This window comes from Nonomuraea sp. NPDC049504, assembly GCF_040676845.1.
Lineage (GTDB): Bacteria > Actinomycetota > Actinomycetes > Streptosporangiales > Streptosporangiaceae > Nonomuraea > Nonomuraea salmonea.
The window spans coordinates 113,549-136,648 of record NZ_JBFAPT010000029.1 but is presented as its reverse complement, the minus strand read 5'-3'; the positions used below and the strand labels follow the sequence as shown (position 1 = coordinate 136,648).

Annotated in this window: 22 protein-coding genes and 1 rRNA gene; 19 read left to right on the top strand and 4 right to left on the bottom strand. The window is 70.5% G+C overall.

Features of this window, described 5'->3' with window-relative positions; all coding sequences use genetic code 11:
* Positions 1 to 82 (top strand): 5S ribosomal RNA (gene rrf, locus AB0K28_RS41285); the annotation flags it as partial.
* Positions 83 to 380: 298 nt separating this feature from the next.
* Here rrf and AB0K28_RS41280 read toward each other — a convergent pair.
* The gene (locus AB0K28_RS41280; protein ID WP_364381179.1) at positions 381 to 1,142 is read right to left on the bottom strand and encodes a methyltransferase domain-containing protein; all 762 of its coding nucleotides are present in this window, start codon (positions 1,140 to 1,142) and stop codon (positions 381 to 383) included.
* A 462-nt stretch (positions 1,143 to 1,604) separates the two neighbouring features.
* Between AB0K28_RS41280 and AB0K28_RS41275 the strand changes: the two genes are divergently transcribed.
* Both AB0K28_RS41275 and AB0K28_RS41270 read left to right on the top strand, forming a co-directional pair.
* On the top strand, positions 1,605 to 2,738 hold the full coding sequence (locus tag AB0K28_RS41275) for a hypothetical protein (RefSeq protein WP_364381176.1): 1,134 nt from the start codon (positions 1,605 to 1,607) through the stop codon (positions 2,736 to 2,738).
* On the top strand, positions 2,648 to 3,625 hold the full coding sequence (locus AB0K28_RS41270) for a hypothetical protein (protein ID WP_364381173.1): 978 nt from the start codon (positions 2,648 to 2,650) through the stop codon (positions 3,623 to 3,625). The genes AB0K28_RS41275 and AB0K28_RS41270 overlap by 91 nt, the downstream gene beginning before the upstream one ends.
* Positions 3,626 to 3,826: 201 nt before the next feature.
* Here the strand turns inward: AB0K28_RS41270 and AB0K28_RS41265 are convergent, their stop codons facing one another.
* Entirely contained in the window at positions 3,827 to 4,753 is a 927-nt protein-coding gene (locus AB0K28_RS41265) for an MBL fold metallo-hydrolase (protein WP_345386193.1), read from the bottom strand.
* Positions 4,754 to 4,863: 110 nt separating this feature from the next.
* On the opposite strand from AB0K28_RS41265, the gene AB0K28_RS41260 reads away from it, so the two are divergent.
* Together AB0K28_RS41260 and AB0K28_RS41255 are read left to right on the top strand one after the other, a co-directional pair.
* Positions 4,864 to 5,277: a single-stranded DNA-binding protein gene (locus tag AB0K28_RS41260; protein ID WP_364381170.1), complete on the top strand. Its 414-nt coding sequence runs from the start codon at positions 4,864 to 4,866 to the stop codon at positions 5,275 to 5,277.
* A 1,170-nt stretch (positions 5,278 to 6,447) separates the two neighbouring features.
* Positions 6,448 to 6,756 carry a hypothetical protein gene (locus AB0K28_RS41255; protein ID WP_364381167.1) on the top strand — a complete coding sequence of 103 codons (309 nt, stop codon included), beginning with the start codon at positions 6,448 to 6,450 and terminating at the stop codon, positions 6,754 to 6,756.
* A 155-nt stretch (positions 6,757 to 6,911) separates the two neighbouring features.
* Here AB0K28_RS41255 and AB0K28_RS41250 read toward each other — a convergent pair whose 3' ends face one another.
* On the bottom strand, positions 6,912 to 8,231 hold the full coding sequence (locus AB0K28_RS41250) for a DUF1015 domain-containing protein (RefSeq protein ID WP_364381164.1): 1,320 nt from the start codon (positions 8,229 to 8,231) through the stop codon (positions 6,912 to 6,914).
* Positions 8,232 to 8,351: 120 nt separating this feature from the next.
* Between AB0K28_RS41250 and AB0K28_RS41245 the strand changes: the two genes are divergently transcribed.
* Together AB0K28_RS41245 and AB0K28_RS41240 are read left to right on the top strand one after the other, a co-directional pair.
* Complete coding sequence (locus AB0K28_RS41245) at positions 8,352 to 8,774, top strand: tetratricopeptide repeat protein (protein ID WP_364381161.1); 423 nt, start codon at positions 8,352 to 8,354, stop codon at positions 8,772 to 8,774.
* A 72-nt stretch (positions 8,775 to 8,846) separates the two neighbouring features.
* Positions 8,847 to 9,818 (top strand): HAD-IIA family hydrolase, encoded by a 972-nt coding sequence (locus AB0K28_RS41240; protein WP_364381158.1) that lies wholly within the window; start codon positions 8,847 to 8,849, stop codon positions 9,816 to 9,818.
* 205 nt (positions 9,819 to 10,023) lie between these two features.
* Here the strand turns inward: AB0K28_RS41240 and AB0K28_RS41235 are convergent, their stop codons facing one another.
* Positions 10,024 to 10,371 (bottom strand): SCP2 sterol-binding domain-containing protein, encoded by a 348-nt coding sequence (locus tag AB0K28_RS41235; protein ID WP_355431882.1) that lies wholly within the window; start codon positions 10,369 to 10,371, stop codon positions 10,024 to 10,026.
* Positions 10,372 to 10,497: 126 nt separating this feature from the next.
* Here AB0K28_RS41235 and AB0K28_RS41230 point away from each other — a divergent pair, with 126 nt between their 5' ends.
* The 12 genes from AB0K28_RS41230 (at position 10,498) to pssA (ending at position 23,074) form a co-directional block, all read left to right on the top strand.
* Positions 10,498 to 10,737: a hypothetical protein gene (locus tag AB0K28_RS41230; RefSeq protein WP_345386186.1), complete on the top strand. Its 240-nt coding sequence runs from the start codon at positions 10,498 to 10,500 to the stop codon at positions 10,735 to 10,737.
* Positions 10,734 to 11,546, top strand: a complete 813-nt coding sequence (locus AB0K28_RS41225) for a TlyA family RNA methyltransferase (protein ID WP_364381154.1) — start codon at positions 10,734 to 10,736, stop codon at positions 11,544 to 11,546. The genes AB0K28_RS41230 and AB0K28_RS41225 overlap by 4 nt, the downstream gene beginning before the upstream one ends.
* Positions 11,543 to 12,442, top strand: coding sequence for an NAD kinase (locus tag AB0K28_RS41220; protein WP_345386184.1), 900 nt, complete (start codon positions 11,543 to 11,545; stop codon positions 12,440 to 12,442). The genes AB0K28_RS41225 and AB0K28_RS41220 overlap by 4 nt, the downstream gene beginning before the upstream one ends.
* A 102-nt stretch (positions 12,443 to 12,544) precedes the next feature.
* Positions 12,545 to 14,254 (top strand): DNA repair protein RecN, encoded by a 1,710-nt coding sequence (gene recN, locus AB0K28_RS41215; RefSeq protein WP_364381151.1) that lies wholly within the window; start codon positions 12,545 to 12,547, stop codon positions 14,252 to 14,254.
* Between the two features lie 73 nt (positions 14,255 to 14,327).
* Positions 14,328 to 15,524: a putative cytokinetic ring protein SteA gene (steA, locus tag AB0K28_RS41210; protein WP_364381148.1), complete on the top strand. Its 1,197-nt coding sequence runs from the start codon at positions 14,328 to 14,330 to the stop codon at positions 15,522 to 15,524.
* On the top strand, positions 15,521 to 16,498 hold the full coding sequence (locus AB0K28_RS41205; protein WP_364381145.1) for a copper transporter: 978 nt from the start codon (positions 15,521 to 15,523) through the stop codon (positions 16,496 to 16,498). The genes steA and AB0K28_RS41205 overlap by 4 nt, the downstream gene beginning before the upstream one ends.
* Before the next feature lies 1 nt (position 16,499).
* A complete protein-coding gene (locus AB0K28_RS41200; protein ID WP_364381142.1) occupies positions 16,500 to 17,360 on the top strand; it encodes a hypothetical protein in 861 nt (286 codons plus the stop codon).
* Positions 17,361 to 17,433: 73 nt separating this feature from the next.
* Positions 17,434 to 19,029 (top strand): lipid II flippase MurJ, encoded by a 1,596-nt coding sequence (locus AB0K28_RS41195; protein WP_364381139.1) that lies wholly within the window; start codon positions 17,434 to 17,436, stop codon positions 19,027 to 19,029.
* Between the two features lie 72 nt (positions 19,030 to 19,101).
* On the top strand, positions 19,102 to 20,160 hold the full coding sequence (locus AB0K28_RS41190) for a glycosyltransferase family 4 protein (protein ID WP_364381136.1): 1,059 nt from the start codon (positions 19,102 to 19,104) through the stop codon (positions 20,158 to 20,160).
* A gap of 366 nt (positions 20,161 to 20,526) precedes the next feature.
* Complete coding sequence (locus AB0K28_RS41185; protein ID WP_364381133.1) at positions 20,527 to 21,510, top strand: TerC family protein; 984 nt, start codon at positions 20,527 to 20,529, stop codon at positions 21,508 to 21,510.
* A gap of 138 nt (positions 21,511 to 21,648) precedes the next feature.
* Positions 21,649 to 22,260, top strand: coding sequence for a phosphatidylserine decarboxylase (locus AB0K28_RS41180; protein WP_355431908.1), 612 nt, complete (start codon positions 21,649 to 21,651; stop codon positions 22,258 to 22,260).
* A complete protein-coding gene (pssA, locus tag AB0K28_RS41175; protein ID WP_364381129.1) occupies positions 22,247 to 23,074 on the top strand; it encodes a CDP-diacylglycerol--serine O-phosphatidyltransferase in 828 nt (275 codons plus the stop codon). The genes AB0K28_RS41180 and pssA overlap by 14 nt, the downstream gene beginning before the upstream one ends.
* Positions 23,075 to 23,100 lie beyond the last annotated feature (26 nt).

The window sequence follows — 23,100 nt, the reverse complement described above, 5'->3', positions numbered from 1 at the left end:
CATTCCGAACCCGGAAGTTAAGCTTCCCAGCGCCGATGGTACTGCACTCGGGAGGGTGTGGGAGAGTAGGTCACCGCCGCACAAACTTTCAAGGAGAGGGTCTCAACACCAGGTTCTGGTGTTGAGACCCTTTCCGCATGTCCGGACCCCCCTTTTTTCCGCATGCCCCGGGGGTCTTTGGGGGCTGGGGTCTTTTTCGGGTGGTGTCGGCGGAGGCATCACATGATCGTCCCGATGCACATAGCGTGCCGTCAGAAGGGCGTCCGGCTCAGTCTTCATAAACCGATCTTGGACGCCCTTCGCTGTGCCTGCAGACGATCAGCGATTTTCACATCAACGCTCTAGGCCCCGGTCGGTATTCGGTCGGGGCCCTTTTGCGTTCAGGTGGGGTTTTCGTCTGTGGGGAGGGGGCGGAGGACGAAGACGCCCCAGCCGAGGTAGTGGCGGCCATACTCCAGGTGGGAGCGGCGGGAGCGGGTCAGGAAGTCGCGCATCGCCGGGACGTCCGGGTCGTCGGGGTTGTCGCGGAGCCAGTCGCTGACCGCCCACCATTGCGGGGCCACGTAACGATCCCAGCTGTCAGGGTCGGCCAGGACCATTTCCAGGAGTTCGAAGCCGGCCTCTTCGGCGCGGTCGGCCGTACCGATCAATGAGGTGAACTCGTCCGCGCCGATCTGCAGAGCGGCGCGAGCCTCGGGCGGCGGGGGAGAGGTCCAGTAGCAGTCGCCCACCAGCACGATGCCGCCAGGGCGCAACGAACGGCGCATCAGGGACAGCGTGCCCTGGAGGCCGCCGCCGATCCAGGTGGCGCCGATGCAGGACACGACGTCGTACGAGTTGGGAACGTCCATATACGTACTCGCGTCGGCTTCCACGAAGTTGACCCGGTCGGCGACAGACAGTTCTTCCGCGCGGTTTTTGGCGGCGTCGAGAAACACCTTGCTGATGTCGACGCCCAGGCCCTCGATTGCGTATTCGGCCGCCCAGCGGGAAAGGAGTTCGCCCTTTCCGCAGGCCAGGTCGAGGATGCGGGTGCCGGGGGTGAAACCGCAGATCTCGCCGAGCAGGCGGAGTTTGTCATCCGTCAGGGGGTTCAGAATTCGGTTGCGGGATTCAGCGATTTCGTGGAAGCGCAGTGACATGTCGAGCAGTCTCGCTGACGGTGTGCTCGGGAGCCACTCATTATCGGATTGCGGCAGGCTCGTGGACGTTCCGGGGCTTGCTAGGCTGGGAGGACACCGGGCCACCCCAGGGGTGGCCTTCGTCGCGTAAGGCCCGCAGGCGGGCGGCGACCAGCCACGGTGGACCGTCGTTGAGAGTCCGCTGGGTGAGCCAACGAAATGGACCAGAAGTGAACAGAGATAACGGATCGGACGGCGGACAGCGCGAGCGCGGCGACTACGGGGACAGGCGCTCCGGCGGAGGGGGCAGAAGCGGCGGGTACGGATCCCGCGGGCGTGACTCCGGCGGCGACCGTCCGTTCCGTTCCGACGACAGGTCGCGCTACGGCAACCGCGGTGACCGTGGGCCGAGGCGCGACGACTCCCGAGACGACCGCGGTGGACGCCGCGACGGCGACGATCGTCGTTCCTACCAGGACCGTGATGATCGGGGTCCGCGTCGTGAGTACGGGTCCCGGGATGACCGCGGTCCTCGCCGCGAGGGCGGGTTCCGCGACGATCGTGGTCCTCGGCGTGAAGGGGACGATCGTCGTTCCTACCGGGATCGGGATGATCGTGGGCCGCGTCGTGAGGGTGGTTACCGGGATGACCGGGGTCCGCGTCGCGAAGATGGCAGCCGGGATGATCGGGGTCCGCGCCGTGAGGGTGGGTTCCGGGATGATCGGGGTCCGCGCCGTGAGGGTGGGTTCCGGGATGATCGGGGTCCGCGTCGTGAGTACGGGTCCCGGGACGATCGAGGTCCTCGCCGTGAGGGTGGGTTCCGGGATGACCGGGGTCCGCGTCGGGATGATCGTGGTCCTCGGCGTGAAGGGGAAGATCGTCGTCCCTTCCGGGATCGGGATGATCGTGGGCCGCGCCGCGAGGGCGGTTACGGGGATCGGCGTGAGGGCGGTTACTCGCCGCGTCGTGAGGGTGGCTTCCGGGATGATCGGGGGCCGCGCCGTGAAGGCGGCTACCGCGATGACCGTGGTCCTCGCCGTGAGGGTGGTTACCGGGATGACCGTGGTCCGCGTCGCGAAGGTGGGTTCCGGGATGATCGCGGTCCTCGGCGTGAAGGGGACGATCGTCGTCCCTCCCGGGACCGGGACGATCGTGGGCCGCGTCGCGAGGGCGGCTACGGCGGCCGGCGCGAAGGTGGTTACGGCGACCGCCGCGAAGGCCCGCAGCGTGACCGAGGACGTGGCGACTCCCGTCCGTTCTCGCGTGACAGCCGTCGTGACGACGGCCCCGCAGGCACTCGCGCCCGCTACGGCAGGAGCGACCGCGACGCCGCCCCTGAGGCGCCGCAGCGGGAGAGGCTGCCCGAGGTGGCGCCCGACATCACCGTCGACGAGCTCGACAAGGAGGTGCTGGAGGAGCTGGGTTCGCTCCCCGGCGACCTCGCCGACCTGGTCGGACGGCACCTCGTCGCGGCCGAGCGGGCCCTCGAGGAGGACGACCCCGACAGGGCGCACGAGCACACCAAGGTGGCGCGCCGGTTCGCGGCGCGCATCGGCGTCGTACGCGAGGCGGCGGGCATCGTCGCCTATCGTGCCGGGCACTACTCCGAGGCGCTGAGCGACCTGCGGGCGGCCAGGAGGATGACGGGGTCGGAGGCGTACCTGCCGGTCATGGCCGACTGCGAGCGCGGTCTCGGTCGTCCCGAGCGGGCCATCGACCTCGTACGCTCCCCTGAAGCCGAACGCCTCGACCGGGCCGGGCGCATCGAGCTGACCATCGTCGAGTCCGGCGCCCGCCGTGACCTCGGCCAGCACGACGCCGCGGTCATCACGCTGCAGCGGCTGCCCGAGCTGCGTGACCCGCAGCCGCGGCCGTGGTCGGCACGGCTGGCGTTCGCATACGCGGACGCACTGGCCGAAGCCGGGCACCAGGAGGCGGCGACCGACTGGTTCGGGCGGGCGATGGCGTTCGACGAGGACGGCGAGACGGACGCGGCCGAGCGGTACGCGGAGCTGACCGGGTCCGTCATCGAGGACGTCGAAGAGGACTACGACTACGAGGACGACTTCGACGACGCCGGCGCCGTCGAGACCGGGACCGCTGCGGAGGCGGACGAGGACACGGACGACGACGCGGCGCTCGCCGAGGCCGGTGACCTGCTGGGTGCGGAGGCCGTGGCCGAGGAGGGCGCGGAGGACGTACCGGAGGAGACCGTGTTCGAGGCTCCTGAAGCGGTCGGATCGGCTGAGGTCGAAGAGGACTCCGTGAATGAGGACTCTGGAGATGAGGACTCCGGAGACGAGGACGACTCCGCGGTCGGCGAGGTCGCCGGAAGCGGCGAGGACTCAGCCGCCTCGGCCGCCTCGGGCTCCGAGGCGGGCGGTGAGCCTGAGCCTGTGGTTGAGGCTAAGGCCGGTGAGGTGCCCGGCATCACGCCGGCGTTCATCGAGCCCCACTTCGATGAGGAGCCGGGCAAGGAGAAGCCGGGCAAGTCGGACGACTGACCGGCACTGCCGCTGACATAGGTGCGGCGGGCGCGCGCGTTATCGCGTGTGCCCGCCGCACGTCTGTTTCGGCGCTTAGCAGCCCGTTCACCTGCTGCGCCGCTACTTGGGACATACCGGCGCGGGCCGGGGGCTGGTTCGGACGCACCGCTGGCCCTCCCAGGGGCCGTCCCTGATCTGCGTGCGTGTGGCGAGGGAGCGTCAGGGTGAGACGCGGTTGAGCCAGTGCAGGATTCCCGCCACGTTGGACGGCGCCCCGCTCAGCAGCTCGAACTGCTCGGCTCGTTCCTCATCGGACGTCAGCGCGGTGTAGCGCTCCTTCGTCCGGTCCCTGACCATGGCGACGGCATGGTCGAGGTCCATGCCCTCGGAATGGGCCTGCCGCGTCAGGTCCACCCATACCCGGAGCTCTTCGGCAGACCGTTCAAGTGTCTCCTTGACGGCGTCGACCGGCCCGTAGTGGCTGAACAGCAGCCGTTGCGGCTCAAGGGCCTCGAACAGCGCGATCGAGTCGAGTGCCGTCTGCAGGTCGAAGTCCGGGGGCGGGGTGGCGGGGCGCAGATCGCCCGTTTCCGGCAGGTAGACGCCGGCCGCGTCGCCGACGTACAGGTCGCCGGTGGCCGAGTCGACCAGGCCCACGTGGTGTTTGGCGTGACCGGGGGAGTAGTGGCTGCTCAGCGTACGTCCGTTGCCCAGGTCGATGGCGCCGGTGTCGCCGAGGGCGACGATGCGTTCGGCCTCGGTGGGGGACAGCTCGCCGAAGAGCGTGTCGAGCTTGTCGCCCCAAACCATGCGCGCGCTGGCCATCAGCCGCGAGGGCTCAGCGAGGTGACGTGCGCCCTTCTCGTGGACGACGACCTGCGCGGACGGGAAGAACCTGGCGATGTCGCCCACCCCGCCGGCGTGGTCGAGGTGGATGTGGGTGACGACGACCGTGGCGAGGTCCTCGGGTCCGACGCCGAGCGAGGCGATCGCGTCGCGCACCACGGGCGCCGAGGTCGACGTACCCGTTTCCACCAGGCACGGCCGGTCGCTCATGATGAGATAACCGGCCGTGATGCCGGAGTATCCGGCCATCTTGGTGTCGATCTCATAGACGTCGCCGCCCAGCGCGGTGATGTTGTCCACAGGCACTCCCGATCGTCCAGCCGCTGTCCCCAGAACGGCATTCCAGCCGATCCGGCCTCCTCCACATCGTAGAGAGTGATCTCCACCAGAGCACCGATAGGAGGACGACCGTGGACCGAAACGAAGTCTTGCTGGTGGGGAGGCTGTCAGGGCCGGTCGAGGAGCACCCCTTGCCGAGCGGCGACACGGCGACGAAGTGGCGCATCATCGTCCGCCGCCGCCGAAGCCGCCGGGGTGCGGCCCTGACCGACAGCATTCCGTGCGTCACGTTCGACCCGGAGACGGCTGCGGTGGTCCGCGCCCTCAAGCCCCGCGACTACGTCGAGGTGACGGGGTCGTTCCGCTGCCGCGTCTTCGGGCCGTCGGCGGCCAAGATCTGGCGGTACGAGGTGGAGGTGAGCGATGCCAAACCGTACGAGGCCGACCTCCCTGCCCCGGGTTCCGGACCCGAGGACGACACCGACGGAAGCCAGGTGGCGACCCTGATCCCCCGGCAGGTGCAGTACTTGGCCCCCACAGGCTGACCGTGCGCCTGACGGGCGCAGCCGAACAACCACATCGGGCACACCGCCCGCAACTCGCCGTCCGCCGTCCGCCGTCCGCCGTCCGCCGTCCGCGGTTCGGGGTTCGGGGTTCGCGCTCATCGGTTCGCGTCCTGGCGCCTCGGCGGCGGGGCGGGGCGGCGGGGCTGATCGGCGGCGAAGGCTGGGCGATGGGCGATGGGCGGTGGCGGAGGCTGGGCGATAGGCGGTGGTGAGGGCTGGGCGGTCCGACGGTGGTGACGGCTCGGCGGTGTGGCAGCGCCAGGGGTTGGGCGGTTCGGTGGTGGTGATGGTTCGGCGGTGTGGCAGCGGCGGGGGTTGGGCGGTTCGGTGGATGCGAGGGCTTCTGGGTGGTGACTTGGCGGCGTAGGTGTTTGACGGCTGAGGCCGTTTGCATCGCCTGCTACTCGGCCGACCGACTTAGCCAATCGGCTAGCTGCCTGTGGAGCCCGTGGGCTCCGACGTCATGAGCCTCGGTGAGCGCAGCGGCCTCGCGCTCGAGATGTCCCGGGTAGCTGCGCGCATCCGGTTTTTTGGTGAGGAGGTGGGACTTTCGGCAAGCGAAAGGAGGTCAACTGCTTCTCATCAGAGTCCCTTGTGGACGCCTCTGGGCGCGTTCAGGAGCGCCTCTTGGTCTTGCTGGCTTCTGGGGTCCGAGGGCTTGCCGGTTGAGGGTTCCTGGGGCTCTACGGCTGCGGGTTTGGCACGTACCGCGACGGCTTAGCTACGACGGAGGCCGGGAGTGATCGATTGAAGGGGACGTGGAATGTGGGCTCTGGGGGCGGATCCTGCGATTGATCCTGTTGTGGGTGGGGTGGTGGCTGGTGTTTGTATTCGTGGCTTAGGTCGGGGTGGCGGCAGAGACGTCGTGCGGGAGTGAATTGACGGTTGTTGGTTTTGTGTGTTGGTTGCTAGGGGCAAGGTGGGAAGTTGCGGGGGTGGCCGGGGGGTGTTTTTCTCTACCGGCAAGTGAGGGCAGGGTGGGACTCATCCCGTCATTTCTCCTGGTCAGGCGGATCGGCGGGGAGAAGGAATCACACCGGAGCTGTAGATCGACACCACGTTCGCGTCCGTCTGCTGTCACCATAGGCCGCAGTTAGCAGGCCCGGCAGTCCTGCCTGGCCACGGCACTATCGCAACAGGGTAGGTCGGATGGACGTAGAGGCAGAGATCACCATCCTCAAGCAGCGCCTCGAGGTGCTGGAGGCCGCGGCGTCCGCTGGTGCGGACGAGGTCGCGACATCGGGTGATGCCGGCGCTCCTGTCGTTGTCCAGTTCTCTCAGGAAGTGGCCGACGAGCTGGAGGCCCTCAACGTGGAGATCACCGGGCTCCGCTGGCATATGAGGGACTACCACGCGTCCAGCCAGGCCCAGCTCCAGCAGCAGCTCGACGATCTCCGTATCGGTATGTGTCTGCTCGACTGCAAACTCGATGAGTTGCTCAAGAGGAGCACGGCTTAGGGGGAGCAAGGCCGGAGTAAGTGGGGTAGGGGCTTCGCAGTTCTCTGCGAAGCCCCTTTTCATTCCCTTGGCGGACTGACGACCCCAGTAGCCATACCAGGCGAGGCGGCGACCGCATATCTCTGCTCCGGCATGGCCGGCGCCCAGGGTTGTTGTCAGTCGATGGCGAAGGTGCGGAGGAGCAGGCCGGTGCGGGGTTTGGGGCCGAAGGAGGTGGATTTGCGGGGGACGCGTTCGCCTGCTGCGGCGACGGTCAAGACGTCCTCTACCGCCAGGGGGTTCAGCAGAACCGCGGTGCCGCCCGTGCGGGTGGCCAGGTCGGTGGCCGCTTGGGCGTCGTGGTGGACGATGCGTACGTCCTGGTCGCTGTCGTGCATGCCCCACACCAACGGGAGGATGAACTCCGTGAGGATGGAGGTGTTGAGGGTGTTCCAGCGGTCGGAGTGGTCGGCGGGCATGGCGCGGGCCAGCTGTACGGGGTCGGGGTTGGTGAGCAGGTGGGCGCTGTGCGCGTCGGCCAGCAGGAAGGCGGGCTCGGCGGCCTCCTGGAGTGCGGCGAGGCCGTCGGACAGGGTCTCGTAGTCCTGGACCCGCCAGGCGCCCTTGGCCTTGGCGGTGGCCTCGGCGAGGGGGAGTCCGGGGATGACGCGGTGGATGGCCTTGAGGTCGGGCGGGTACGCGCCGGAGTCCACCAGCAGGGCGAGGCCGAAGTCCCAGGGGCCGGCGGCGGGTGCCTCGCGGGTGGCGCGTTCCTGCCGCTGGAGTACGCGGTACGTCGCGTACCGGTGGTGGCCGTCGGCGATGAGGGCCTGTCGGGGGTGGAGGTCGGCGTTGACGGCGGCTATTTCGGACTCGTCGGTGATGGCCCACAGGCGGTGGGTGAGTCCGTCCTCGGTGCGTGCGGTGACCAGGGGGCGGCGGGTCGTCGCGACCTCGTCCACCAGGCCGGTGGCGGTGCCGCCGGAGCCGTCGTACAGGAGGAAGATCGGCTCCAGGTTGGCCTGCGTCGTGCTCATGAGGGCCAAGCGGTCGGCGATGGGACCGGGCATGACGTCCTCGTGCGGCAGGATGACGCGCTGGGCGGGGTCGGCGAGTACGACGTCGCCGATGAGGCCGCGCTGCAGAACGCCGGGGCCGCTCTGCTCGTAGACGTAGAGGGCGGGCTGCGCGTCGGCGACCAGGACGCCCGACTCGAGCCAGGCGCGCAGGGTCTCCCTGGCGTCGGCGTACCGGCCGGGTGACGGCTGGGACGCCGCTGCGTTGGTGGTGCTTGAGGAGTCGGCTGAAGGCGGACAGGGAAGGATGAGACGGACGACGTTGTTCGGGTGAGAGTCAAGGAGGACCTCGACGTCGGCGTCGGAGATCAGGTCGTACGGCGGGGAGGTCACCTTGGCGGGATCCTCGACAGCGAAACGTACGCCGCGGAAGGGCCGTAGCGCCAGTCCACCTGGTATCGGCAGTTCAGGAGTCCCCATACCGGGCATGCTGCCATAAATGCCTGTGCCTTCCGAAAACCGGCCCATCGATGGCAGTCGTGCCCGTACCGCGGCGCAGCGGAGCGGGGTCGCCGTACAGCGATGAAGGAGTTCTCACCCATGGCTCACGAGGGAAACGGACATGACGAGAAACCGGGTGCTCCCAGGGGTGGTGTTTACGACTGGTACCAGCGCGGGGTCAAGCTGCTGAAGGAGGGCAGCCCCGCGGCCGCGGCGGCGTTGCTGGAACGCGCCGCCGAGGCGGAGCCCGAGTCGCGCAGCATCCTGGAGGCGCTGGCGCGGGCCCAGTTCAACTCGCGGCAGTACGCCGAGGCCGCGGCGCGGTTCCGGCAGATCGTGGACGCCAACCCGACCGAGGACTATGCCTACTTCGGCCTGGGATTGGCGTTGTGGCGGACGGGGGACGTGGAAGGCGCCCAGGAACCGCTGGCCATCGCGGTGGCCATGCGGCCCGACGACAGGAATTACGTGAAGGCGTTGCGGAGCGTGCGTGCGACCTTGAAGGCCCGCAGGGAGATGTGACCGCCCGCGGGGCCGGTGGGAGGGCGGCGCTAGAGTCGCACGCGGCGTGACAGGCGAACGGGAAGAGGCGCTGTGCTGATCGACGGCTTTGACACCCTGCTGCTCGACCTCGACGGCGTGGTCTATCTGGGCAGGCAGGCGATCCCCGGCGCCGGCGAGGCGCTGCAGGAGGCGCGGGCGCGCGGGGCGCGGCTCGCGTACGTCACCAACAACGCCTCACGCACCCCCTCCGCGATCGCCGCCCACCTGCGCGCGCTCGGGGCGCCCGCCACCGCGGCCGACGTCGTGACCTCGGCGCAGGCCGCCGCCCGGCTGGTCGCCGAGCGGGCTGCGCCCGGCGCGAACGTGCTCGTCGTCGGCGGTTCCGGGCTGCGGCTGGCCGTACGCGACCGCGGGCTCAGGCCGGTCTCGACCGCTGCGGAGTCGCCGGTGGCGGTGGTGCAGGGGTTCACGTACGAGCTGTCGTACGGTCTGATCGCCGAAGGGGCGCTGGCGGTGCGACAAGGAGCGCTGTTCGTGGCCTCCAACAGCGACAGCACGCTGCCGAGCCCGCGCGGCGAGCTGCCGGGCAACGGCGCGCTGGTACGCGTGATCGCCACGGCCACCGGGGTCGAGCCCATCTACGCCGGCAAGCCGGACCCGCCGCTGCACCGCGAGTCGATGATCAGGACGAACGCGCGGCGTCCCCTGGTCGTGGGCGACCGGCTCGACACCGACATCGAGGGGGCCACCAACGCGGGGGTCGAGAGCCTGCTCGTGCTGACCGGGGTCGCGACGCCGGCCGACGTGTTGACGGCCGAGCCCCGCCACCGGCCCACGTACGTGGGCGAGGACCTGCGGGCGCTGCTGGAGCCCTATCCCGAGGTACGCGACGGCGCCTGCGGCGGCTGGCGGGCCCGGTGGGAGGACGGGGCCCTGCGCCTGGAAGGGGACGGCAGCAGGATCGACGGACTGCGCGCGGCCTGCGACGCCGCCTGGGCGGCCGCCGGCGAGGGCCGCCTGGAGGAGGACGCCGTGAAGCCCGCTCTCGACCGGCTCACGTAACAGGAGGAAAGGGGCTGGACGGGAAGAAAGGGGCCGGGCGCCCCGAGGAGGACGCCGGATCCGGCACACGCCTGATCAGCTGGGTCGGTGGGTGGAGGGTGCGGGATCGGCACACGCCTGATCGGCCGGGTCGGTGGGTGGAGGGTGCGGGATCGGCACACGCCCGAGCGCCTGGCTGGTCGGTGGAGGGTGTCCTTGAGCGGGGTCAGAGGAGGCGGCGCAGGCGCAGCAAGTCGCCGAAGCTGGCGTCGACCTTCACCCGGCCCCCGAGCAGCGCCCGCGCCAGGTCGAGCTCCCCGTCCACCAGCGCCACCAGGTCATCGCTCACGATCGTGAGTTTGACGTCGGCGGGCTTGCCGTCGGCCGGCGGCGACTCCGCGAACGGGTCGAGCCCTCCGTGATGCAGCCGGCCGTAGAACGTCACGTCGAGGTCGGACACCCGGCAGCTGACCGTACGCTCGACCACGTGCTTGGCGCGATCCGCCTCATCGATCTCGTCGAACTGGGTGACGAGCTTGGCCAGTGCCGCCCGGCACTCCTCGACGCTTGCCATGGTGCGTATCCTTTCATCCCTTTGCGGACGGTAGCGTTCCACATCAGTAGCACCCCCGTACGAGCTTCAACGAGTGACACGCCTGCCAAGGTCCCGGCCGCTCGCGGGAGGCGTTACGGTCGAGTCATGAGTGAGCTGCCGGAGGAGAGCGGCGACGCGCGGGTCGACGCCATCGTGGCGGGCCTCGCCCGGCTGGGCGAGCTGCCCGTGGCCGAGCACGTCGCGGTCTTCGACGAGGCGTTCTCGGGGCTGGAGAGCACGCTGGCCGCCGTGGAAGAGCACGTGGAAGAGCACGTGGACGAGCCGGCCGGGCCGAGCTTTCCTCGACCGCCCGTCCCCGGACCGCCCGCCGTGGGACGCCCGTGAGCCGCAGGATCCGCCTCGACAGCGAGCTGGTCCGCCGCGGCATGGCCAGATCGCGTGAGCAGGCCGTCCAGCTGATCGAGGCGGGGCGGGTCAGCGTCGGCGGCCAGCGGGCGCGCAAGCCCGCCACCCAGGTCGACACGGCCGCCGCCATCGTCGTGGCAGCCTCGGACGAGGGCCCCGACTACGTTTCGCGCGGAGCGCACAAGCTGCTCGGCGCGCTCGGCGCGTTCACCGCCTTGAAGGTGGAGGGGCGCCGCTGCCTCGACGCGGGCGCCTCCACCGGCGGGTTCACCGACGTGCTGCTGCGCCACGGCGCGGCCCACGTGCTGGCGGTCGACGTCGGCTACGGCCAGCTCGCCTGGTCGCTGCGCTCCGACGAGCGGGTGACGGTCATGGAGCGGGTGAACGTCCGCGACCTCACCCCCGAGATGGTCGGCGAGCCGCCCACGCTGGTGGTCGGCGACCTGTCGTTCATCTCGCTGCGGCTGGTGCTGCCCGCGCTCGCCGCGGTCGCCGCCCCTGAGGCCGACTTCGTCATGCTGGTGAAGCCGCAGTTCGAGGTGGGCAAGGAGCGCGTGGGGGCGGGCGGCGTCGTCCGCGATCCCGAGCTGCGGGCCGGAGCGGTGCGCGATGCCGCGGCCAAGGCGCTGGAGCTGGGGCTGAGCGTGCGCGGCGTGACGGCGAGCCCGCTGCCGGGCCCGTCGGGGAATGTGGAATACCTGCTCTGGCTGGGCAAGGGGCAGGGCGAGCCGGGGGTCGCCGACCTCGAGGCCGAGATCCAGCGTGCCGTCGCGGAAGGGCCGCAATGAATCGCACCGTGCTGGTCGCCGTGCACACCGGGCGCGACGCCGCCATCGACAGTGCCCGGCTGGTCATCAACCGGCTGGTCGAGGCCGGCATCACGGTCAGGGTGCTCGACACCGAGGCCGCCGAGCTGGGCTGCGGCGGCATCGAGGCGGTGCCGGGCGACCCCGGCGCGGCCAAGGACGCCGAAGTGATGATCGTGCTGGGCGGCGACGGTTCGCTGCTGCGCGCCGCCGAGCTGGCCAAGCCGGCGGGCACGCCGCTGCTCGGCGTCAACCTCGGGCACGTCGGGTTCCTCGCCGAGGCGGAGGTCGCCGACCTGGCCGCCGCCGTCGACAGCGTCGTGGCGGGCCGCTACGACGTCGAGGAGCGCATGACGATCGACGTTCTCGCCAGGCAGAACGGCCGCGTGCTCGCCGACACCTGGGCGCTCAACGAGATCACCGTCGAGAAGCAGGAACGCATGCTGGAGGTGGTCGCCGAGATCGACGGCCGCCCGTTGTCGCGCTGGGGCTGCGACGGCGTGATCTGCGCCACCCCGACCGGCTCCACCGCCTACGCCTTCTCCGCCGGCGGGCCGGTCGTCTGGCCGGAGGTCGAGGCGCTCCTCATGGTGCCCATCAGCGCCCACGCGCTGTTCGCCAAGCCGCTGGTCGTCTCGCCGCGGTCGACGCTGGCCGTGGAGATTCTGCCCGACACCCCGGGGGGCGTCATGTGGTGTGACGGGCGCCGCAAGTTCGAGGTGCCGTCGGGCACCCGCATCGAGGTGCGCAGGGGCGCCGAGCCCGTACGACTGGCCCGCCTGCACGGCGTCGAGAGCACCGGCGCCCCCTTCACCGACCGGCTGGTCGCCAAGTTCGAACTGCCCGTCCAGGGGTGGCGCGGAAGGGCGCGACCCTGAGTGAATGGAGTACGGAGCGCGTAGGATCACGTGGTCAGGACGATCGACCGCGGACAGCGGCGTCAGACACGGCAGAGACACGGCAGTGAACGGGAGTGGGCAGTGCGACCCAGGGTCGAGGAGGTCCGCATCCAGGGGCTCGGCGTCATCGACGAGGCCGTGCTCGAGCTTTCGCCTGGCTTCAACGTGGTCACCGGCGAGACCGGCGCGGGCAAGACGATGGTCGTGACCGGGCTCGGGCTGCTGTTCGGCGGCCGGGCCGATCCCGCGCGGGTGCGGCCGGGCGCCGATCGCGCGAGCGTGGAGGGCACCCTGGTCATCGAGCCAGGCGGGCGAGTCGCGCAGCAGGTCGAGGACATCGGGGGCGAGATCGAGGACGGCGAGCTGATCATCTCGCGCACCGTCTCGGCCGAGGGCAGGTCCAGGGCCTGGCTCGGCGGGCGCACGGTGCCGGTGGGCACGCTGACGTACCTCGCCGACGACCTGGTGGCGGTGCACGGGCAGATGGACCAGCAACGGTTGCTGCAGCCGGCCAGGCAGCGCGCCGCGCTCGACCGCTACGCCGGTGACGAGCTGGTCAAGCCGCTGCGGGCGTACACGCAGGCGTACAAACGGCACAAGCAGGTCGCCGCGCAGCTGGAGGAACTGACGACCAGGGCGCGCGAGCGGGCGCAGGAGGCCGACCTGCTGCGCTTCGGCCTGGAGGAGGTCGAGAAGGTCGATCCCAAGCCGGGCGAGGACGACGAGCTGCGCGGCGAGGAGGAGCGGCTCTCCCACGCCGACGCGCTGCGCAGCGCCGCGACGACCGCCCACACCGCGCTGCTCGGCGACCCGATGGAGGCCGCGGGCGGGGCTCGCGACGTGATCTCGCTGCTGGGGGAGGCGCGGGCGGCTGTGGAGGCCGTACGCGACTTCGACAGCCAGCTCGCGGGCATGGCCGACCGGCTGGCCGAGGCCGGCTACCTGATCTCCGACGTGGCCACCGACCTCGCGGCCTACGCGGAGTCCGTCGAGGCCGACCCGGCGCGGCTGGCGGCGGTGCAGGAGCGGCGTTCCGTCCTGTCCAGTCTGATCAGGAAGTACGCCGCCGACAGCTCGGGCGTCCTGGCGTGGGCCCAGGAGGCCGCCGCCCGCCTGGGCGAGCTGGAGGGCGACGACGAGCGCATCGACGAGCTGACCCGCGAACACGACGAGCTGACCGTCCGGCTCACCGAGCTGGCCGACCGGCTGACCAAGGTGCGCGAGTCCGCGGCGGAGCGGTTCGGCAAGGCGGTCACGGAAGAGCTGACCGCGCTGGCCATGCCGCACGCCAGGGTCGTGGTCGAGCTCACCCAGAGCGCGGAGTTCGGGCCCGAGGGCCGCGACGAGGTGGAGCTGCGGATGGCCGCCCATCCCGCCGCGCCGCCGCTGCCGCTCACCAAGGGCGCGTCCGGCGGTGAGCTGAGCCGTGTGATGCTGGCCATCGAGGTGGTGTTCGCGGGCGCCGACCCGGTGCCGACGTTCGTGTTCGACGAGGTCGACGCGGGGGTCGGCGGGAAGGCCGCGGTCGAGATCGGCCGCCGGCTGGCCAGGCTCGCCCGCACCGCGCAGGTGATCGTGGTCACCCACCTGCCGCAGGTCGCCGCCTTCGCCGACCAGCACCTCGTGGTGGAGAAGGCGAGCGACGGCAGCATCGTGCGCAGCGGCGTGGTGACGCTCGATCATGAAGGACGTGTACGCGAACTGTCGCGCATGCTGGCCGGCATGGAGGACTCCGAGCTGGGCAGAGCCCACGCTGAGGAGTTGCTCGGCCTGGCCGCGGCGGACAGGTGATGCTGGGTGACATAGCGGACACGCCGCGTCATGCGTGGCCCCCGCGCTGTTTCACTCTGGCAGGATGGTCTTGATGAAGGTTCCGGGAAGCAAGAGGCCGGGCCTCCGTGGCAGGAAGGTCGGCGACCTTCCCGGTATAACGGCAGTGGCGAGGATCGACCGGCGCACCAAGAGGCTGACAAAACGCCTCCAGCCCGGGGAAATCGCGATCATCGACCACGTCGACGTTGACCGGGTCAGCGCGGAGGCGCTTGTCGCGTGCGGTGCTTCCGCCGTGGTCAACGTCGCGAGCGGCATCAGCGGCCGCTACCCCAATCTGGGGCCGCAGATCCTGCTCGAAGCCGGTGTCCCGTTCATCGACAACGCCAACCAGGAGCTGTTCGAGCGGGTCAAGGACGGCGATCTCGTACGCGTCTGCGACGGTGTCGTCTACCTCGACGACGACGTGGTGGGCAAGGGCGAGGAGCAGACGCCCGAGACGGTCGAGGCCGCCATGGCCGAGGCCCGGGCCGGGCTGTCGGTGCAGATCGAGGCCTTCGCCGTCAACACCATGGAATACGTGCGCGGTGAGGGCAAGCTCCTCATCGACGGGGTCGGCGTGCCCGAGATCCGCACGTCCATGGAGGGCCGGCACGTCCTCATCGTGGTGCGCGGCTACCACTACAAAGAGGACATCGCGACCCTCCGCCCCTACATCCGCGAATACCGTCCCGTCCTCGTCGGCGTCGACGGCGGCGCCGACGCGCTGCTGGAGGCCGGCTACCTCCCCGACGTCATCGTGGGCGACTTCGACTCCGTCTCCACCAAGGCCCTGACCTGCGGCGCCGAGCTGGTCGTGCATGCCTACCGCGACGGCAGGGCGCCCGGGCTCGAGCGCGTGCACCAGCTCGGCAGGGAGGCGGTGATCTTCCCCGCCACCGGCACCAGCGAAGACATCGCCATGCTGCTGGCCGACGACAAGGGCGCCGAGCTGATCGTCGCCGTCGGCACCCACGGCACGCTGGAGGAGTTCCTCGACAAGGGCCGCTCCGGCATGGCCAGCACCTTCCTCACCCGTCTCATCATCGGCAGCAAGCTCATCGACGCCAAGGGCGTCAGCAGGCTCTACCGCAGTCGCATCACCACCTCGCAACTGCTCCTGCTGGTGATCACCGCGCTGATCACCATGGGGCTCGCGCTCTTCCTGTCGCCGCTCGGCCAGACCTGGCTGAACGGTCTTCAGGACGTCTGGAACGCGTTCATCTTCTGGCTGGTCGGACTCTTCTCGTGATCGATTTTCGCTACCACCTCGTCTCCATCGTCGCCATCTTCCTGGCGCTCGCGGTCGGCATCGTGCTCGGCACCACGCTGCTGCAGGAACCGGCGGTGAAGTCCGCCCAGGAGCTCACCGCGCAGCTCACCAAGACGAAGGAGGAGCTGCGCGCCCAGATCGACACGCTGCAGGGCCGCGAGGCCGGCAACGACGCCTTCATCAGCGCCGTGACGCCCGAGCTCGTCGCCGGCGACCTGGCCGGCCAGCGCGTGCTGCTGATCGAGACGCCGGGCTCCAACACCGCCTGGCGCGAGGCCGCCCAGCAGGTGCTCGACCAGGCGGGCGCGGAGGTCACCGGGCGCGTGACGTTCACCGAGAAGTTCCTCGACCCCAAGGGCACCGGCGTGCTCGACGGCCTGGTCAACCAGCTCAAGCCGGTCAACATGGTCTTCCCCGAGACCGCCACGAGCTGGGGCAGGGCCGCCGCGCTGCTCGGCGCCTCCCTGGTCACCAACGACACCGCCCAGGCCGGCACGCCCAACACCACCACCGCCGACGTCGTCGGCGCGTTCGAGGCGGGCGGGCTGCTCACCGTCGACGGCGACCCCGCCAAGCGGGCCACGCTCGCCGTCATGTTCGCGCCCGAGCGGCCGTACGAAGGGGGGAGCGCCGAGACCCAGGCAGGCGCGCTCGTCTCCGTGGCCGACGGCTTCGACGCGGCGAGCAAGGGCACGGTGCTGGCCGGCATCGCCGCCACCACGGTCACCCCAGGAGACGTCATCACCGCCCTGCGCGACGAGGGCGAGGTCTCCAAGCGGGTCACCGGCGTCGATACGGCCGACATGCCGCTCGGGCCGGTCGCGATCGTCTACTCTCTGCAGGAGCAGCTGTCCGGGCGGGCCGGCCAATACGGCAACGGCAAGGGCGCATCCGGCCCCATCCCCGCCGAGGCGGCCCCCACCCCATCCCCCACCACCGAGTCAGGGAGCTGACATGCCCAGCCGGGCCCGTGGCCTGCTCTACGCGCTGGCCGGCGCCACCATCGGCGCCGTGGCCGCCCGCGTCGCCTACTCCGCCTTCACCCGCGACAAGCCCGCCGACCTGAGCGGCCGCTGGACCAGGAAGAACCACCGCGGCGAGCCCATCACGCTGCTCGAAGGCCCCGCGTTCGTGGCCGGCGCCGGCGCCGCCGCCGCGTTCACGCCCGGCCTCACCCCGCGCGTGCGCGCCGCCGCGCTGCTCGCGGGCGCCGGCAGCGGCGCGCTCGGCGCGTACGACGACCTCTACGGCACCACGTCCTCCAAGGGCTTCAAGGGTCACCTGAGCGCGCTGGCCCGCGGTGAGGTCACCAGCGGCGCCGTCAAGATCCTCGGCATCGGCGCCACCGGGCTCGGCGCCGCCGCCCTCGTCTCCCAGGGCCCCGCCGACATCCTGGTCAACGGCGCCGCCATCGCCGGCTCCGCCAACCTCGCCAACCTCTTCGACCTGCGTCCCGGCCGCGCCATCAAGGTCGGCCTGCTGACCGGCGGGCCGCTGCTGGCCGCCGCGCTCTTCCGCGACCAGCCCGCCGCGGGTGCGCTGGCCGCCGTTCCGCTGGGGGCCGCCGCCGCGCTGCTGCCCGACGACCTCGGCGAGCGCGCCATGCTCGGCGACGCGGGCGCCAACGCCCTGGGCGCGCTGCTCGGCCTCGCCGCCGTCACCAAGCTCGGCAGGCCGGGCCGCTACGCGCTGCTCGGCACCGTCGTGGCGCTGACGGCCGCCGCCGAGAAGGTCAGCTTCACCAAGGTCATCGCCGGCAACCCGGTGCTCAACCGCATCGACATGCTGGGCCGCCGCCCCGTCGACCCCATCTGACGCCGCTGTTGTCGGTACGGCCTGCCAGGATGTTCGCGTACGGTTGGTCGGCTGCGCGTTCGGGGGAGGCCGGGTGGGTGCGGTGACGGCGAGGGGCGTCGCGGGCGGCGCGATGCTCATCGGGGCGATCACCGTGCTGGCGAGGGTCGCCGGGTTCGCCAAGCAATACGCCTTCGCCCAGACCGTCGGCACCAACTGCCTGGCCACCGCCTACATGACGGCCAACCAGATCCCCAACATCGTCTTCGAGGTGGTCGTCGGCGGCGCTCTGGCGGGCATGGTGGTGCCGGTGCTGGCCGGGGTGTCGCGCGAGCGGGCCGGCCTCATCGGGTCGGGGCTGCTGACCTGGGTGGTCGTGGTGCTCGTCCCCGTCGGGGTGCTCACGGCGGTGCTCGCCGGGCCCGTCATGGGGCTGTTCCTCGGCGGTGACATCGAGGGGTGCGCCGATCTGTCCGCGATGGGGGAGATCGCCACCCGCATGCTGGTCGTCTTCGCCCCCCAGATCCCGCTCTACGGCGTGGCCGTGGTGCTCTACGGCGTGCTCCAGGCCAATGACCGTTTCGCGGGGCCCGCCGTCGCGCCTCTGGTGTCGAGCATCGTGGTCATCGTGGCGTACCTGCTGTTCGTGCCGTTCAGCGGTGGGCACCGCGACCTCGAAGGGCTGCCGATGGCGGGCGAGCTGGCGCTGTCGGTGGGCACGAGTCTCGGCGTGCTGTCGCTGGTGCTGACCGTGGTCGGGCCCGTCGGGCGGCTGGGGCTGCGGTGGCGGCCCACCTTACGGTTCCCCGACGGGGTGGCCGGGCGGGTGCGCACGCTGGCGCTCGCGGGCATCGCGGCGCTGCTGGCGCAGCAGGCGGCCATGATCGTGGTGCTGCTGCTGGCCAACAAGGTCGTCGGTGGCGGGGCCATCGCGGCGTACAACTACGCGTGGGCGATCTACCTGGTGCCGTACGCCGTGCTGGCCGTGCCCATCGCCACCAGCGCGTTCCCCCGGCTGTCTGCGCAGGCCGGCGAGCCCGTGGCCTTCGCGGCGCTCGCGGCGCGCACCACCAGGGCCGTCGTGCTGGTGTCAGGGCTGGCGGCCGGCGTACTGGCGGCGGCGTCGGGGCCCGGTGCCGTGGTGTTCCTCGCCGACAAGAGCGACGTGCCCGCCGGTGAGCTGGCGGCGGCCATCGCGCTGTTCGCGCCCGGCCTCGTCGGCTACGGGCTCATCGCCCACCTCAGCCGCGTCCTCTACGCGGCCGGCCAGGGCCGCGCGGTCGCCACCGGCACCGTCGCCGGATGGCTCGTCGTCATGGTGGCCCAGACCGTGCTCGTGCTCGTGGTGCCTCCCGAGTGGGGCATCGGGGCGATGGCGCTCGGCATGAGCATCGGCATGAGCGTGGGCGGCGGCTTGCTGCTGGCGTCCGTCGTACGGACGCGGGGCGGCGCGGCGGCGGCCGGTCTGCCCCGCGCGCTGGGGGCCGCGGTGGCCGGAGGGGTGGCCGGGTTCCTCGCGGGGGCCGGGGTCGTCAGTCTGCTGGGGGCCATGTCCCTCTGGGCGAACGTGGGGGCCGCCGTGCTGGGCGCGGTGGTGGCGCTGGCGGTCGGGGGTGCGGTCGTGGCCCTGGTGGACCGGCCTGACGCCGCCTCGGTGGCCGGTCTGCTGCGCCGCGGTGGAGCCGGGTGAGGTCGGGCCGGAGTGAGGTCGGGCGGAGTGAGGTCGGGCGGAGTGAGGTCGGGCGGAGTGAGGGAGGCTGGCGTGCGGGTGGCTTTTGTGCTGGGGACCACGTCGGGTGGTACCGGGCGGCACGTTCTGATGCTGGTGGAGGGGCTCGTGCGGCGGGGGCACCAGGTGCTGGTGGTCGGGCCGCGCAGCGTTGAGGAGCGGTTCTCGTTCGGGGTGGCGGGGGCGCGGTTCGTCGAGGTGGCCGTTTCCGATCGGCCCCATCCCCTGAACGATCTGCGTGCGGTGCTCGCCGTCCGGCGGCTGACCAAGGGCGCCGACGTCGTGCACGCCCATGGTCTGCGGGCCGGGGCCCTGGCCGCCTTGGGAAGCCCTGCCCGCGGGCCCGTTGTGACGTTGCACAACGCGCTGACCGCCGGTGGGTTCGTGGGGCTGGTCTATGGCGTGCTGGAGCGGATCGTCGCGCGTCGGGGCGGGCACGTGCTGGTGGTCTCGCCCGATCTCGGTGAGCGGATGACCGCGCTGGGCGCCAGGGACGTGCGGCCTGCGCTGGTGGCCGCGCCCGTGCCGGCGCCGGCCAAGCGGACACCTCAGGAGATCAGGGACGAACTCGGCGCCGGCGAGCGTCCGATCCTGCTCACCGTCGCTCGGCTGGCTCAGCAGAAGGGGTTGGAGACGCTGCTCGATGTGGCGGCCGGGCCGTGGGAGGGTGACCCGCTCTTCGTGGTGGCGGGTGAGGGGCCGTTGCGCGGGGAGTTGCAGCGGCGGATCGACGCGGAGGACCTGCCCGTACGGCTGCTGGGCAACCGGGATGACGTGGCCGACCTGATGCGTGCCGCCACGGCTCTGGTGATGCCGAGCCGGTGGGAGGGGCAGCCGCTCACCCTCAGGGAGGCGCTGATGACCGGCACTCCGGCCGTCGCCTCCGAGGTCGGCGGCATCCCGGAGATCCTGGGGGACGCGGGGATCCTGGTGCCGTACGGCGACGTGGCCGGCTTCCGCGCGGCCGTGCGACGGCTGCTCGCCGCACCCGAGGACGCGCGGGCGCTGGCCGAGGCGGCGCGGCGGCGCGGCGACGAGATGCCCGATGGCGACGACGCGGTGGAGAGCGTGCTCGCGGTCTACGAGGCGTGAGTCGGCGGGCCCAAGGGGGAGTTACGGTCTGTGGGCGTGAATCCGGGGGCTCGCCAAGGGCGGTCGTTCACCGATCGTGAATCCGCGGGCGTCCAGAGGGCGGTGGTTCACCGATCGTGAGGTCGCGGGTGTAAGGGGAAGCCGTGGTCTACGGAGGGTGAGGGGGCTTGGTTGAGGGGGAGGATGATTAGGTGCGGTCGAGGGGTTCTCGTATACTGCGTGGGTTAGGGAGGGGAGTATCCCTTCGCGACAGCCTCGTCATCACGGTGCAGCCCCACTCCACGGGGCCCCCGGGGCTGCCGGTCCGCAGGTGAGCGCGGGCGGGAGAGACCTCCGGCAATGAAGCGTGCATGCCGGAGGGTCTGAGTGACTGAACCTTTGTGGGCCTGGATCGCCGTGATCGGCGGTCTGCTGTTGGTCATCGCCATCGACCTGTGGATCGTCGACCGTGGAGAAGCACGTGAGTTCTCCATGCGCCAGGCGGGCTACTGGGTCTCTTTCTATGTCTTCCTCGCCGTGTTGTTCGGGGTGCTGCTGTGGTTCACCTCCGGCCCCGACAGAGCCGGTGAGTTCTTCGCGGGTTACATCACCGAATACAGCTTGAGCGTCGACAACCTGTTCATCTTCTTCATCATCATGAGCCGGTTCGCGGTGCCGAAGGCGTACCAGCACAAGGTGCTGCTCGTCGGCATCCTGCTGGCGCTGGTGATGCGCGGCCTCTTCATCGCGCTCGGCGCGGCCGCGCTCGAGCGTTTCAGCTGGCTGTTCTACGTGTTCGGCGCCTTCCTCGTCTACACGGCGGTCAACATCGTCCGCCAGCACCTCAAGGGCGAGGAAGAGGAGTTCAACGAGAACGTCCTGCTGCGGTGGGTGCGCAGGGCGTTCCCCACCACCGAGGGCTACGTCGGCTCCAAGGTCACCGTCAAGATCGACGGCAGGCGCATGGTCACCCCCATGCTCATCGTGATGGTCGCGATCGGCACCACCGACCTGCTGTTCGCGCTCGACTCGATTCCGGCCATCTTCGGGCTCACCAAAGACCCCTTCATCGTCTTCACCGCCAACGCGTTTGCCCTGATGGGCCTGCGTCAGCTCTACTTCCTGCTGGGCGGCCTGCTGCAGCGCCTCGTCTACATCAGCTACGGTTTGGCGTTCATCCTGGGGTTCATCGGGGTTAAGCTCGTATTGGAGGCGTTGCACTCCAGCCATGTCTCCTGGGCGCCCGAAATTCCCATCTGGGTGTCGCTCTCGGTCATCGGCACCACCATGGTCATCACCACTGTGGCCAGCCTGATCAAAGCTCGCATCGACGCGCGCAAGGGCGAGGAGACGCATCCGGAGCAGGTCTAGCGAAATGGGCTTCGAGGCGCTTTGCTTGTGTAGTTATGCCGTGTCATAGTTGCTGGTTCTGTAACATCACGGCAAAGCGCCCAGTCCAGTCACCACCAAAGGTTGTACGTGTCCGACGATTCTGCTAAGCCGAGCCGCATGAGGCTCGCGCGCGGGGTCTCCCCGTGGCTCCTCCCGACGGCCGCCGCGGCGGCCGCCACCGCTCTGCTGACGCGCCGAGACCGGCGATGGGCGCTTGCGGCGGTGCCGCTGAGCGCGCTCACCGGGGGCATGCTCTGGTTCTTCCGAGACCCGGACCGCACAATCGGCGAGGGCCGCATCCTGTCACCCGCCGACGGCGTGGTGCAGAGCATCGACCCGTGGCCCGACGGCCGCACCAGGGTCGCGATCTTCATGAACCCGCTCAACGTGCACGTCAACCGTGCCCCTCTTGCGGGAAATGTCACCTCCGTGCAGCATGTGGCAGGTGGGTTCCTGCCGGCGTTCAACAAGGACAGCGACCAGAACGAGCGTGTGGTGTGGCATTTCGAGACCACGCTGGGCGACATCGAGATGGTGCAGATCGCGGGCGCCGTGGCGCGCAGGATCGTGCCGTACCTGAGTGACGGCGCGAAGGTCGAGCAGGGTGAGCGGATCGGGCTGATCAGGTTGGGATCCCGGGTCGACATCTACCTTCCCGAAGGGATTTCTCCCGCGGTGTCCGTGGGCGACAAGACGGTTGCGGGGGTGACCAGAATTGACCACGGCTGACGCCAGTAGCTGGCGAACGGAAGAGGAAGAACCTCGCGGTCCCGTCGGCAAGGCGTTCCGCCTGTCCGCCGCCGACTCCCTGTCGCTGGGCAACGCCGTCTGCGGGTTCCTCGCGGTGTGCGTGCTGGCCTACTCCGCCATCCAGCAGCTGCAGGTCGACGGCGGCCGGTTCACGCCCGCGCCGAGCTACTTCGCCACCGCCATCGTGCTGCTGCTCATCGGCGCCACCTGCGACCTGTTCGACGGGCTCGTGGCGCGCCGCTTCCGTGCCTCCGCGATGGGGGCCGAGCTCGACAACCTCGCCGACGTCATCAGCTTCGGCTTCGCGCCGGCGTTCATGGTCGTCATCTGGGGCATCGGCGTGCCGGAGAGCGTGCCGTTCACCGCCGTGCTCGCCGCCGCGGCGGCCGTGCTGGTCGCCGGCGTCGTCCGCCTGGCCAGGTTCGCCTGCGTCAAGACCAAGAGCGGCGACTTCATGGGGCTGCCCATCCCGATGGGCGCCATGACCGTGATCTCCATCGTGCTGCTGTTCCAGCCGAGCATCTGGTCGCTGCTGGCCGTGCTCGGGGTGGCGTGGCTGATGGTCAGCCGCATCGAGTACCCCAAGCCGAAGGGGCAGCTCGCCGCCGTCGTGCTGGGCTGGATCATGGTGAACGTGGCGTTCCTGACGGTCTGGGTGGCCTGGCCCGAGGGCGGCGACATGCCGATCAAGATCGGGGCCACCATGCAGATCGCGCTCGTCGCGGCCATCCCGCTGCGGGTGCTGTTCTACAAGCGCGAGCAGCGTAAGGAAGCCGCTCGTCTGAGCCGCTGACCGGCCTTCGATGAGCAACTGACGGG

Excerpts from the sequence above, each read along its gene's own strand:
- AB0K28_RS41280 (WP_364381179.1), bottom strand. The coding sequence starts at position 1,142 with ATGTCACTGCGCTTCCACGAAATCGCTGAATCCCGCAACCGAATTCTG.
- AB0K28_RS41275 (WP_364381176.1), top strand. The coding sequence starts at position 1,605 with ATGATCGGGGTCCGCGTCGTGAGTACGGGTCCCGGGATGACCGCGGTC.
- AB0K28_RS41255 (WP_364381167.1), top strand. The coding sequence starts at position 6,448 with ATGGACGTAGAGGCAGAGATCACCATCCTCAAGCAGCGCCTCGAGGTG.
- AB0K28_RS41250 (WP_364381164.1), bottom strand. The coding sequence starts at position 8,231 with ATGGGGACTCCTGAACTGCCGATACCAGGTGGACTGGCGCTACGGCCC.
- AB0K28_RS41245 (WP_364381161.1), top strand. The coding sequence starts at position 8,352 with ATGGCTCACGAGGGAAACGGACATGACGAGAAACCGGGTGCTCCCAGG.
- AB0K28_RS41235 (WP_355431882.1), bottom strand. The coding sequence starts at position 10,371 with ATGGCAAGCGTCGAGGAGTGCCGGGCGGCACTGGCCAAGCTCGTCACC.
- AB0K28_RS41230 (WP_345386186.1), top strand. The coding sequence starts at position 10,498 with ATGAGTGAGCTGCCGGAGGAGAGCGGCGACGCGCGGGTCGACGCCATC.
- AB0K28_RS41220 (WP_345386184.1), top strand. The coding sequence starts at position 11,543 with ATGAATCGCACCGTGCTGGTCGCCGTGCACACCGGGCGCGACGCCGCC.
- steA (WP_364381148.1), top strand. The coding sequence starts at position 14,328 with ATGAAGGTTCCGGGAAGCAAGAGGCCGGGCCTCCGTGGCAGGAAGGTC.
- AB0K28_RS41200 (WP_364381142.1), top strand. The coding sequence starts at position 16,500 with ATGCCCAGCCGGGCCCGTGGCCTGCTCTACGCGCTGGCCGGCGCCACC.
- AB0K28_RS41180 (WP_355431908.1), top strand. The coding sequence starts at position 21,649 with ATGAGGCTCGCGCGCGGGGTCTCCCCGTGGCTCCTCCCGACGGCCGCC.